The sequence below is a fragment of the Bacillus sp. B.PNR1 genome, assembly GCF_030386235.1.
In the GTDB taxonomy this organism is placed as follows: Bacteria; Bacillota; Bacilli; order Bacillales; family Bacillaceae; genus Bacillus; species Bacillus stercoris.
This window is the reverse complement of record NZ_JANYMN010000001.1, coordinates 150403-162534: the sequence shown is the minus strand read 5'-3', so window position 1 is coordinate 162534 and position 12132 is coordinate 150403. Positions and strand designations below refer to the sequence as shown.

Sequence of the window (12132 nt, the reverse complement as noted above, 5' to 3'; positions counted from 1 at the left end):
GCATACAAAAAAAGCTGCCTGTATAGACAGCTTATTCTGCAGAAGATGAAGACTCCTGATCAGGCATATCGACATAACCGCTTTGATATGCTTCTGAAATGAGCCTTGTTGTCTCCTGGCTTTCTTGTTCATCATAAATATAGCGTTCCGTTTCTTTTTTCATCATTCTGCCTCCCATCATTATAGAGGTAGGTTGGCAATAATGACGGGATTTTATGAAGGAAATTTTAACAAACTCCTGTTGCGACGCAAGCTTTCGCTTTCTCAAGCGCCTGCTCCACCTGTTTGAATCCGGTGCCCCCGGCGCTCATTCTTTTTTCAACTGCGTAGTAAGGGTCTAACACAGTGTAAATATCTTCTTCGAATAGTGTGCTCGCCTGCTGAAACTCGCCAAACGGCATATCGCTTAAATAGATTCCTCTTTCGATGCAGGTGTACACAAGTTTTCCGACCACTTCATGCGCTTCTCTGAACGGCATTCCTTTCTTGGCTAAATAATCGGCCAGTTCCGTCGCATTTGAAAAGTCTTGTTTTGTCGCTTGCTTCATGACGTCTTTGTTTACAATCATTGTTTGGATCATGCCTGTGAAGATTTGCAGGCTGCCCTCCACCGTTTTCACCGTGTCAAACATGCCCTCTTTGTCTTCCTGCAGATCTTTGTTGTAAGCAAGCGGAAGTCCTTTCATGATCGTAAACAGCCCCATCATATCGCCGTATACGCGCCCTGTTTTACCGCGGATCAGCTCCGCCATATCAGGGTTTTTCTTTTGCGGCATCATGCTGCTTCCTGTTGCGTACGCATCATCAAGCTCGATGAATTTAAACTCCTGCGAGCACCATAAAATGATTTCTTCAGAGAAACGGGATAGGTGCATCATCAGCATACTGCTGTTGCTTAAAAACTCCAAAATGAAGTCTCTGTCGCTGACGCCATCCAAGCTGTTTTCATAAATAGAATCAAAGCCGAGCAGTTCGGCTGAATAATCACGGTCGATTGGGAAGGTTGTTCCGGCGAGCGCCCCGCAGCCGAGCGGAGATTTGTTAATCCGCTTCATCGAATCCTGAAAACGCTCCTTGTCGCGCTCTAACATCCAGAAATACGCAAGCAGATGGTGAGCGAATGAAATCGGCTGGGCGCGCTGCAGATGTGTGTAGCCCGGCAGAATCGTTTCAACGTTCGCTTCCGCCTTTTCAATCAGCGTACTTTGGAATGCCTCAATCAGCTCGATGATGTGGCCGACATGATTCTTCAAGTATAAATGCATGTCAGTCGCCACCTGGTCATTCCGGCTTCTGCCGGTATGCAGCTTGCCGCCGAGCGGGCCGATTTCGTCAATCAGCATTTTCTCTATGTTCAAATGAATATCTTCATAATCGACTGAGAATTCCAATGCTCCCTCCTCTGCTTTTTGCAAAAGGGTATTCAGTCCCTCGCGGATTTTCAGCTCTTCTTCCGCTGTCAGGATACCGCATTTTTTCAGCATGGCAGCATGTGCGAGAGACCCTGTTATGTCTTCAGTGACTAAATTTTGGTCAAATGATATGGATGCGCCGAACTCGTCGACCCATTTTTCCGGTGTTTTTTGAAACCGGCCTCCCCAAAGCTTCTTCATGCTTTAATCTGCTCCTTCTTTTTCACGATGCTGTTCACTTTTGTCGGAAGGCCCCAAAGCTCAATAAAGCCAATTGCCGCATGGTGATCAAACGCATCGTCTTTTGTATATGTTGCAAGTTTTTCATCATATAGAGAATATTCTGATTTACGCCCTTCTACGATTGCATGGCCTTTAAACAGCTTCACGCGAACGATGCCTGTGACATGCTTTTGCGTTTCTTTTAGGAAAGCGTGCAGCGCGTCTTTTAACGGCGAGAACCATAAGCCGTTGTAAATGATTTCTGACATTTTTTGCTCGATGATCGGTTTAAAGTGTGCAACCTCTTTCACCAGTGTCAAATCTTCTAATTCTTTATGCGCTTTGATCAGTGTGATCGCACCAGGGCATTCGTATACTTCCCGGGATTTAATGCCGACGAGGCGGTTTTCCACGTGGTCGATACGTCCGACACCGTGTGCGCCTGCCATTTCATTCAGTTTCAAAATCAGTTCAGAAAGCGTGTAAGATACGCCGTCAATGGAGACAGGCACACCTTGTTCAAATGCAATTTCAATCACTTCCGGCGTGTCCGGCGTTTTTTCCAGCGGAGCTGTTAAATCGTATGCACCTTCTGGCGGCGCCGCCCATGGATCTTCTAAAATGCCGCACTCATTCGCGCGTCCCCAGAGGTTTTGGTCGATAGAATACGGGCTGTCAAGATTGATCGGAATCGGAATGCCGCGGCTTGCCGCATATTCAATTTCTTCTTCACGTGACCACTGCCATTCGCGAACCGGCGCGATGACTTCAAGGTCAGGGTTTAATGATTTAATGGAGACTTCGAAACGAACTTGGTCATTTCCTTTCCCCGTGCATCCGTGAGCAATCGCCTGTGCATCTTCTTGTTCCGCAATTTCAACCAGCTTTTTCGCAATCAGCGGCCGAGATAATGCTGAAACAAGCGGGTATTTTCCTTCATACATCGTGTGGGCCTGCAAAGAGATAAGCGCGTAGTCCTGTGCAAATTCTTCTTTTGCATCGATCACGTAGGAGTTTGTCGCGCCGACTTCAAGCGCTTTCTGCTGAACAAAGGCCAAATCTTTGCCTTCACCGACATCCAGACAGCAGGCGATGACATTATATCCTTGCTCCTGAAGCCATTTTATTGCGACGGAAGTATCAAGGCCCCCTGAGTATGCTAATACGACTTTTTTCTGTTCTGACATGATAAAAATCCCCTCTCAACTGTGTTTCTATTTTGTATAAAAATAAATTATTTTTAATAAAAATGCATTTTGTATGTATACACTTTAACAAGTACGTTTCGTTTTTTCAAGCCTTTTATCAAAAAAACTTCACCTAAATTTCAGGTGAAGTTTCGTAGTATTTATTCATTTACTTGTCTTTTCTGATTTCTCTGACCACATGTGCAAGTTCGGGAATAATCAGCTTATTCATTGCCAGCTTAACCGCACCGCTTGAGCCTGGCGTTGAGAAAACAGCGGTATGCTGAATGACACCGGCTGTTGCTCTCGACATGATTGCGGCAGAGCCGATATCCTCTGTATAACTCAGCATCCTGAATATTTCTCCAAAACCGGGCAGCTCTTTCGAAAACAGCGGCGTTATGGCTTCAATTGTGACATCCCGATCTGCTATGCCTGTCCCTCCGTTTAAGAGTACCGCGTCTGTCTGTTCATCCATGCAGCCCGCAAGCACTGACCGCTGCAAAGCATCCTTTTCGTCTTTTACGATTTCATATGCAGCAATATGATGACCGGCTTCTTCTAAAAATGAGATCATCAGCTTGCCGCTTTTATCGGTTTCCTCTGTCCTCGTGTCACTGACAGTAATCACTTTACACCGAACGATATCGGGAGCTTCTTGTTTATGCTCTTGAACGCTCATTGGCCCACCTCTTTTATGTTTTCTGTCTGTCACTATCATGCATCAACAAAAAAGCACATTCAAGAGAATGTGCTTTCATGCGATTTATTTTGCTAAACGAACAACGTCGCGCGCAATCATGACTTCTTCATCAGTCGGAATGATCATGACTTTTACTGGAGAATGCGGATAGCTGATGAAAGCTTCCTCGCCGCGCACGTTATTAAGCGCAGGATCCCAGTATACGCCCATGAATTCTAAACCGCGAAGAACGCGTTCTCTGACTTCCACACTGTTTTCACCGATACCGGCAGTAAAGATGATCGCATCTACACCGCTCATTCTAGCAGCATAAGAACCGATGTATTTGTGGATTCTGCTTGCGAATACTTCAAGAGCCGTTTCCGCGCGCTCATTTCCTTCTTTCGTTGCTTCAACGATGTCACGAAGATCGCTAGAGAAGCCGGAAATTCCGAGCAGTCCGCTTTTTTTGTTTAATGTATTCAGTACTTCGTCAGCCGTTTGGCCTGTTTTCTCCATGATGTATGGGATCAGGGCAGGGTCGATGTTTCCAGAGCGCGTACCCATTGCAACACCGGCAAGCGGCGTAAAGCCCATTGAAGTATCAATTGATTTTCCGCCTTCAACAGCAGCAATACTTGCTCCGTTTCCAAGGTGGCAGGAAATCAGGCGCAAGTCTTTTAACGGACGGCCAAGAAGCTCTGCCGCACGCTCAGTTACATATTTATGTGAAGTGCCGTGGAAGCCGTATTTACGGATGCCGAATTTTTCATAGTATTCATACGGCAGGCTGTAAAGGTAAGACTGCTCAGGCATTGTTTGGTGGAATGCCGTATCAAAAACAGCTACCGCAGGAACATTTGGAAGCACTTCTTTGAACGCTTTAATTCCAACGATATTTGCCGGGTTGTGAAGCGGTGCCAATTCAGAAATATCTTCGATTTCCTTAATGGTTTCATCCGTTAATAAAACAGAATCGCTGAATTTTTCTCCGCCGTGAACGACACGGTGGCCAATTCCGTCAATTTCATTCAAGTCTTTAATAATGCCAAATTCCGTTAACTTATTCAGCAGCATTTTAACAGCTACCGCATGATCCGGAATATCAGTTACTTCTGTATTTTTTTCGCCGTTCACAGAAATTGTGAATACGCTGTCGGCGATACCGATTCGTTCAACTAAACCCTTCGTTAAAACGGTTTCTGAAGGCATTTCGAAAAGCTGAAATTTCAAAGACGAGCTTCCTGCGTTAATTGCAATAATTTTGGACATGATTGACGCTCCTTTATACTCTGTATCAACAACTTCGTTTTTCGTACTTTTTTCCCGGTGAATATCAACATCTTCTCCGAAAAATATCTGACTTTTCCATTTAAACATTGTCATGTCGGCTTTTCAAGTCAACTTGCGTATTGATAACGCTTACAATAAGAAGTCGTTATTTTCAGACACATTCCCTATAGGTTTTGTATTGATGAACGCTTACAATTTGCGGTTTTTCTCTCTGTATTTTGTGTTTCAAAGCTGGATTCAATTCGTCAGTCCGATCTTCAAAAGACAAATAAAAACAGCTTAGGCATCCATCTCATACGGCTGCCTAAGCTGCTTTTAACAATTACTTTTCTTTTTTAAACCAATCATCAAATTGAGCCATCATATCAAGCATCGCCTTTTGATTGGAGAAAGACGGAAGATTCGCAAGCAGAATTTGCCCCGGCGCTTTCGTCTTCTCTCCTTGTTTCTGAAGCACAAGGATGCTTTTGGCATGAGCTTCGTCTTTAAAAATAGATTTTGGCAGCTGCAACAGCGCGTTGATATGAACCTTATCTTTTAAAAACTGTTTCAGCTTGCCGCTTTGGGAGCTCTCAAACAAATGATTCGGAATCATAAAAAATAAGTAGCCGCCCGGTTTGGTATGCTTGACGCTCTGTTCAATAAACAGATGATGCGCGAAGGAATGGCCTTCGTCAGCTTTGAGCTCAAACGCTTCTGCTCCTTCGTCATTTGGATAATAGCCGACTGGCAAATCACAAATGACCGTGTCCACTGGATCGATAAACAACGGCTCAAGGCTGTCCTGATGGAAAAGCTCAAGCTCTTTTTTCAGTAGGTTCGCTTGGGCATACGCGATCTTCAAGAGCACATCATCAATTTCAATGCCAAAGCTGGTTGCCGTTTTTCCAGACAGCTGGTTCAGCATGGTAAACAGAAGGTTTCCGGTTCCCAAGGCTGGATCAAGAACGGTCAGTTCCTTTTTATCCGCCATAAACTTATTCACCAAATAGCTGATGAAAAGCCCGATCGTATCCGGCGTCATTTGTCTGTTCGGATGAGAGATATCCTTCATTCCTTTAAGGACGGCAAGCTGAAAAGCTTTGCGCACCCACTCATGCTCATATGTGCCGAATTCCGCTTTTTCAAGCAGAGCCTGAAGCTGTTTGGTTTTCTGATCAGCAGGCAGTTTCAGCTGATCTGTTTTTTCAAGAAAATACATTTCTCCTGCTTCGGCCAGGGCCTCTATATATGAAATCTGCAATTCATTCTTTATCATAATCGCGGCTTCGTCTAACAGCTCATACACCGCACCTACATGGTCTTTTTGCATATGTGTTCCTCCTTGCCATGAAAAAAGCTCCGGCGGCAGCCTGGAGCTTTTTTCCCTGCTTACTTCACTAATGCCTTAGCAGCCTCAATTGGCTTTTCATAGTTCGGGTGGTTTGTTGCTTCGCTTACATATTCAACGTAAACGACTTTTCCGTTCTCATCAAGGACAAATACGGAACGCGCAAGCAGACGAAGTTCTTTAATATACACACCGAACGCTTCGCCAAATGACATATCTCTGTGGTCAGACAGTGTTTCCACTTTGTCGATTCCGTTAGCACCGCACCAGCGCGCTTGTGCAAATGGAAGGTCTGCACTGATTGTGTAGACGTTGACATCTCCAAGCTTTGCAGCTTCTTCGTTAAAACGGCGTGTTTGTGCATCACAAACACCTGTATCAATTGAAGGGATAACAGAAATAATCGTTACCTTTCCTTTCATGTCAGCTAACGATTTTTCTTCAAGGCTGTTAGTCAGCACTGTGAAATCAGGAGCTTGATCTCCTACCTTCACTTCTTGTCCGACAAGTGTAACCGGACCGCCTTTGAATGTAATTTCAGCCATTATAATTCCTCCCTTTTGTATGTATGTCTCTATCATAGTAAAGTTTCCTGCAAACTGCAAAGTTTATGCCAAAAAAAAGTTAACTGCGGCCGGCGCAGTTAACCTTTTTTAATAATTCATATTGTTCATTTGGTTTTGACTTTGGCTCTGGCCTTGGTTCTTGTTATTTTTCTTGAACATTTGCTGAATGCGTTCAAGTGTTTGAGGGGCTGCGTCTAAAATTTTCTCTATTAAATGAGTATTTTCATCTAAATGAAGCATTCTGATCCCTGTCGATCCGACAATTAAAAACGCGATCGGCGTAATGGACACACCGCCCCCGCTTCCGCCTCCGAAAGGAAGTTTCTGTTCTCTTGTCTCATCGTCTTCCGATTTCTTTTCTGCTGGCTTTCCGCCAAACTCGCTTCCGCCTGCGGCGAATCCGAATCCGACTTTAGAAACAGTTAAAATCACACTTCCATCAGGCGTTTCTACTGGATCTCCGATGATGGTGTTAACATCAATCATTTCCTTCAAGTTTTCCATTGCGGTTTTCATTAAACCTTGGATGGGATGGTCTGCCATATACGCTTCCTCCTTAAACTGATGAATCATTCTTTGAAGTCATTCGAGCCGACGGATTCTTCTTTAATACGGATAGCTCCCGTCCGTATTTGACGAATTTGAAAGCTGCAAGCATAGCATGTCCAAAGCGAAAAAAGAATATACACTGAAAATGGGTCTTGGAAACCGGGACTTGAAACGAAGGGATCACCTCATAAACAGGTTTATTTACAAAGTCCAGATGGTCGTAGAGCATCGCTGCGATACCGCCTTTCACACCCCATACAGCACCTGTTATCACACCTGTCACTGCCGCGTCCTGAATTCCGATAACTGTAATCCATTCCAGCTTTGTGATATGTAAATGCGCGAGAAAAGAGGCACTTATTTTCCGTAATCCGGTGACCTGATGCAAAAGCATTTCAATCTTACTAATGCTTTGCTGCACATCGTTTTGTGTGATTTTCTTCTTTCCGCTGCTTTTTTTCATTTTAGATTCAGTTTTTTGTTTGATATCCACTGTTCCGTCTTCTTTGTTCAGCTTAATCGCCGGGATTGTTTTTTTGATCCTTATCAGGCCAAACAGCGCCGTAATCTTCAATGTCAATTTGTCATTATCATCGGCATGAAGATACTCCAGCGCAACATGGATTTTCATTCTGAGAAGCAGTACGACCCCTATGAGAATAAGAATGGCTGTCAGTGCATACACCATATTCTTCACTTCCTCTAGGAGCATTATCGCCAAATCCTAAAAAAATAAACCCGGACAGAGGTCCGGGTTATCAGTTATTTGCGGTATAATTTTTCATGCACCACGGTGGTTTCCGCGATGTAATCATGAATCCCTTGTTTTGTAGGTGAAAAAGCAACAACGATATATAAAATCCAAATCTTATCAATATATCGTCCAACCACTTCACGAAAAATCACTGTACTCCATGTCAGCTTGCAATCTTGCTTCACAGAAACCACTTTAAGGCCGAAAACCATTTTACCCAGCGTCTGCCTGAAGTATTTTGTCATTAGTGCGAAATAGGCAAGATAAACAATAAGCGTTGTCACACTGTAGGCCGAGAAGGTAAACATGCCGGATGATTTCGGCAGATCCATTACGGTAAAGAGGGGAGAAACGAGTAAATGGTTTAATCCCCATACCACGAGCCAATCAAGCAGGAAAGCCCAGAAACGAACCCAAAAGCCAGCATAGGCATGTGTCAGCTGCTCCGCTTCTTGCGGGCCTTTGATGTCATTGCGCTCTAACTCTTCATATGTCGCGTCCATTATTGTTCCCTCCTACTTCGCATAGAGATACATCATTCTCGGCGAACCGGATTGCGAAAGCATTTCTCTCATATTTAAAAAATCAATTTCACTTTTAAACATTTTGTTCGCGCCCATGGAAAACAATGAGCCTAATCCGAAGCTTTCCTCATAAGAAATGACAGAAGCGTTTTTCAAATCCTTGTGATCCTTTTTCATCGCCGAAATAGTGTCATCATAAAAACCAAGCTCATCAACGAGATTCAGTTTTTTCGCCTGACGCCCGTCATACACGCGGCCGTCCGCAATTTTCTTTACCTCTGCTTTCGACATGCCGCGGCCTTTTGAAATAACATCAACAAAGCCCTCATACGAATTATCGACCATCGATTGCATGATGTTTTTTTCTTCTTTCGTCATCTCACGGGAAGGAGACATAATGTCCTTGTGAGCCCCGCTCTTAATTGTTTCAAAAGAAATGCCGAGCTTATCGGCAAGCTTTGAATAATTGACGCTTTCCATAATGACGCCGAGTGACCCGGTCAGGGTTTCCGGTGTCGCAAAAATCTTATCAGCCGCCGTTGAGATGTAATAGCCTCCGGATGCCGCCATCGAGCCCATTGATACGTAAATCGGTTTTTTTGTTTCTTTCTTGATTTCTTCCAATTTCTTATGTATTTCAGCACTTTCATACACTCCGCCGCCCGGAGAATTCACCTTCAGAACAATGCCTTTGACCGTCTTGTCATCTTTTGCGCGCTCAAGGTTTTTTAAAAACGTTCTGTGGTTATATCCGTCTGCACCAAGCAGACTGCTTGAGTCCCCATTATCCTGGATGGTGCCGCTGACCTCTAATACGGCAATTTTACTTGAGAGACTGCCGTTTTCCAGCGTCTTTTCCTGCGATTCATCCGTCAATGATGTAAGATCCGTTTGAGCGCCTTTGACGCTTTCAAAGAAACTCATAGAGATGCTGACGATAATAGACACGCCGAAAATCCCCAGAGCTATCACTAATGCGATCCATCTTTTTGCATTCATTTTTTCTCCTCCTTTTTCCCAAACTCTCTCATTATACGATTCAATATGAAAAATGTTTCACTTCATGAGAAAGCTCCGGCTTAACGGGCTGCCGGCAAACGTGGTACACTTATGGCCAAAGGTATTTTATCATAAATACTGGATGGCAGAAAAACTTAAATATGACAGCAAAGGGGAAATGGGATATGACCGAACAACGCCGTAATGTTTATTTTTTTCACAAACAGGACCAGGAAACAAACGAACAAGCCCGCTCGTTAACACAATTGGCTGAAGAGCATGGATTTACCGTTGTGAACCAGCACTCAGATGCCAATATTATTGCCAGCATTGGCGGGGACGGCACATTTTTGCAGGCAGTCAGAAAAACGAATTTTCGCGACGACTGCTTGTACGTCGGCATTACCAAAAAGGGGAAAGCTCATTTATATTGCGACTTTCATAGTGATGAGCGAGAAAAAATGGTCGATGCCATGACGTTTGAACAAATTGAAGTCAGAAAATATCCGCTGATTGAAGTGACAGTGGATCACGCCAGTCCTTTTCACTGCTTAAACGAGGTATCCATCCGTTCAAGCATCATTAAAACCTTTGTGATGGACGTGCTGATTGACGATCTGCACTTTGAAACGTTTAGAGGTGACGGGATGATTATCTCAACGCCTACAGGCAGCACCGCCTATAACAAGTCTGTTGCAGGAGCGGTTGTTGATCCGCTGCTTCCATGCATACAGGTATCAGAGCTTGCATCCCTTAACAATAACACCTACCGGACACTCGGCTCGCCATTTGTCCTCAGCTCTGACCGAAAGCTGACCCTTCGTGTGGTGCAAGACGGCAACGAACACCCAATCATCGGCTTGGACAATGAAGCACTCAGCACGAGAAATGTGAAAACGATCGAAATCAAACTGTCTAATAAAAAAATAAAAACAGTCAAACTAAAGGACAATTCATTTTGGGAAAAAGTGAAGCGTACTTTTTTATAGAAAATAAAAGGACAGGCTGCTGCCTGTCCTTTTATGATTTCTCATATACAATCTGGCCGTTAATCACGGTTTTTTTAATATCTAAAAGATGAAGCTGTGCGGGGTCAATGGAAAACGGATCACCACTGAGAACCGTAAAATCCGCGTCATAGCCTTCCGCAATTTTCCCGCGTGACTTCTCTTTATAAATGATTCCGGCGCTTCCTTCTGTATAAAGCTTTATCGCTTCATATACAGATAAACATTCACTTTCATTATAGCTTGGCCCGTTATGCTCATGACTGCTCTTGCGAAGCACCGCGGACTGGATCCCAAGAAGCGGGTCAACAGGCTCAATCGGAGCGTCTGAACCGCCCGCGCATAAAATGCCTTTAGACATCAAGGTTTTCCAAGCAAATGATGTCTTCATCCGGTCTTTTCCGAGACGGTCAATGACCCACGGAAAATCGCTTGCAACAAAATGCGGCTGAAGATCAAGCGCGATCGGCATGTTTGCTGCTCTCTCGATTAATTCGCTATCAAGCACTTGAGCATGTATAAGCCGATCATGCCGGCCGTTTTGGGGCGGATGCTTTTCTATTGCGTTGAGCACTTTTTCAAAAGCAAGATCGCCGATTGCATGAACAGCAACCTCCATCCCTTTTTCTCTCGCTTTGCGAATGAGCCGGCCAAGGGTTTCGTCATCATGAACCTGAACCCCCTGAGTTGATGGATCATCCTGATATGGTTCTTTCAATAAAGCCGTTCTCCCGCCAAGCGCCCCGTCCGCAAAGATTTTCATCGCTCCAAACTCCACATACGGGCCGGACGGCTTCTCCAGCTCCTCCCATCGGTCGACAGCCTCATGATGAACGAGCAGATGGCAGCGGAACGGATACTTTCCGCTAGCGGCAGCTTTCTCATAAGCTTTCATCGGCACCGAAACATCACCATAATAGGACAAGTCTTCCGAATGTCCGCCTGTCAGGCCTTTTGTCCAGCAGTCCTCTATTGCAGCCGTTAATGCCTCATCAACATAGTGCTGGGAGACTGGCGGGACAGCCTTCAGAATCAAATCCTGCGCCTTATCAAAAAGGAGGCCCGTCGGCTCTCCATTTGCATCTTTTACGATGACGCCGCCGTCAGGATCAGGAGTGTTTCTTGAAATTCCCGCCGCTTGAAGAGCCGCAGAATTAACGGCTATTGCATGCCTGCATACTCGCTTGAGCAAGACGGGCCTGTCTGGAAACAGGCGGTCTAGATCATGCTTATTTAAATAGTCCGGTGTCTCAAACTGATTTTCATTCCAGCCCTCTCCAATGAGCCACTCGTCTTCAGGAAGCTGCCGCTCTCTTTCCTTTGCAGCCTGTACAATCGCTTCTTTAGACGTCAGTGCGGACAGATCAAGCTGAAGCTGTTTTTCGCCGTGGCCGATCAAATGTAGATGGCTGTCAACAAAACCAGGGAACATCACTGCTCCATTCAGGCTGATTTCTTCTGTTTCCGGGGAGCCGTACTTTTCCTTCAGATGTTCATAGCTGCCGGTGCCTTTTATGACACCATCCTCAACATAAACTGCCTCTGTCCGATCGCCTTCTTCGAGCATCGTATAAATGAAACCGTCGTGCCATATCGCCTTCATTCAC

The 12132-nt window shown here is 44.8% G+C and carries 13 protein-coding genes and 1 pseudogene; 1 reads left to right on the top strand and 13 read right to left on the bottom strand.

Features of this window, described 5'->3' with window-relative positions; translation table 11 throughout:
* Positions 1 to 31 precede the first annotated feature (31 nt).
* The 12 genes and pseudogenes from NZD81_RS00890 to sppA all read right to left on the bottom strand — a co-directional run bounded on the left by NZD81_RS00890 (position 32) and on the right by sppA (position 9518).
* A complete protein-coding gene (locus tag NZD81_RS00890) occupies positions 32 to 163 on the bottom strand; it encodes a hypothetical protein (RefSeq protein WP_041521399.1) in 132 nt (43 codons plus the stop codon).
* 64 nt (positions 164 to 227) lie between these two features.
* Entirely contained in the window at positions 228 to 1613 is a 1386-nt protein-coding gene (argH, locus tag NZD81_RS00885) for an argininosuccinate lyase (protein WP_282373093.1), read from the bottom strand.
* Positions 1610 to 2821, bottom strand: coding sequence for an argininosuccinate synthase (locus tag NZD81_RS00880; protein WP_014664976.1), 1212 nt, complete (start codon positions 2819 to 2821; stop codon positions 1610 to 1612). The genes argH and NZD81_RS00880 overlap by 4 nt, the downstream gene beginning before the upstream one ends.
* Before the next feature lie 169 nt (positions 2822 to 2990).
* Positions 2991 to 3503 (bottom strand): MogA/MoaB family molybdenum cofactor biosynthesis protein, encoded by a 513-nt coding sequence (locus NZD81_RS00875; protein ID WP_003229354.1) that lies wholly within the window; start codon positions 3501 to 3503, stop codon positions 2991 to 2993.
* Positions 3504 to 3587: 84 nt separating this feature from the next.
* Positions 3588 to 4775: an acetate kinase gene (locus NZD81_RS00870; RefSeq protein ID WP_003223511.1), complete on the bottom strand. Its 1188-nt coding sequence runs from the start codon at positions 4773 to 4775 to the stop codon at positions 3588 to 3590.
* Between the two features lie 172 nt (positions 4776 to 4947).
* A pseudogene (locus NZD81_RS00865) lies at positions 4948 to 5147 on the bottom strand (hypothetical protein).
* Entirely contained in the window at positions 5119 to 6108 is a 990-nt protein-coding gene (locus NZD81_RS00860) for a class I SAM-dependent methyltransferase (protein WP_014664979.1), read from the bottom strand. Before NZD81_RS00860 ends, NZD81_RS00865 begins: the two are co-directional and overlap by 29 nt.
* A gap of 59 nt (positions 6109 to 6167) precedes the next feature.
* Positions 6168 to 6671 (bottom strand): thiol peroxidase, encoded by a 504-nt coding sequence (gene tpx, locus NZD81_RS00855; protein WP_040082146.1) that lies wholly within the window; start codon positions 6669 to 6671, stop codon positions 6168 to 6170.
* A gap of 108 nt (positions 6672 to 6779) precedes the next feature.
* Positions 6780 to 7235, bottom strand: coding sequence for a GerW family sporulation protein (ytfJ, locus tag NZD81_RS00850; RefSeq protein WP_014664981.1), 456 nt, complete (start codon positions 7233 to 7235; stop codon positions 6780 to 6782).
* A 13-nt stretch (positions 7236 to 7248) separates the two neighbouring features.
* A complete protein-coding gene (locus NZD81_RS00845; protein ID WP_282373098.1) occupies positions 7249 to 7929 on the bottom strand; it encodes a DUF2953 domain-containing protein in 681 nt (226 codons plus the stop codon).
* Between the two features lie 74 nt (positions 7930 to 8003).
* Positions 8004 to 8498: an RDD family protein gene (locus NZD81_RS00840; protein ID WP_282373100.1), complete on the bottom strand. Its 495-nt coding sequence runs from the start codon at positions 8496 to 8498 to the stop codon at positions 8004 to 8006.
* A 12-nt stretch (positions 8499 to 8510) separates the two neighbouring features.
* Positions 8511 to 9518 (bottom strand): signal peptide peptidase SppA, encoded by a 1008-nt coding sequence (gene sppA, locus NZD81_RS00835; RefSeq protein WP_014664984.1) that lies wholly within the window; start codon positions 9516 to 9518, stop codon positions 8511 to 8513.
* 185 nt (positions 9519 to 9703) lie between these two features.
* On the opposite strand from sppA, the gene NZD81_RS00830 reads away from it, so the two are divergent.
* Complete coding sequence (locus NZD81_RS00830; protein WP_168781194.1) at positions 9704 to 10507, top strand: NAD kinase; 804 nt, start codon at positions 9704 to 9706, stop codon at positions 10505 to 10507.
* Between the two features lie 31 nt (positions 10508 to 10538).
* Here the strand turns inward: NZD81_RS00830 and NZD81_RS00825 are convergent, their stop codons facing one another.
* On the bottom strand, positions 10539 to 12128 hold the full coding sequence (locus tag NZD81_RS00825; RefSeq protein ID WP_282373105.1) for an amidohydrolase: 1590 nt from the start codon (positions 12126 to 12128) through the stop codon (positions 10539 to 10541).
* Positions 12129 to 12132 lie beyond the last annotated feature (4 nt).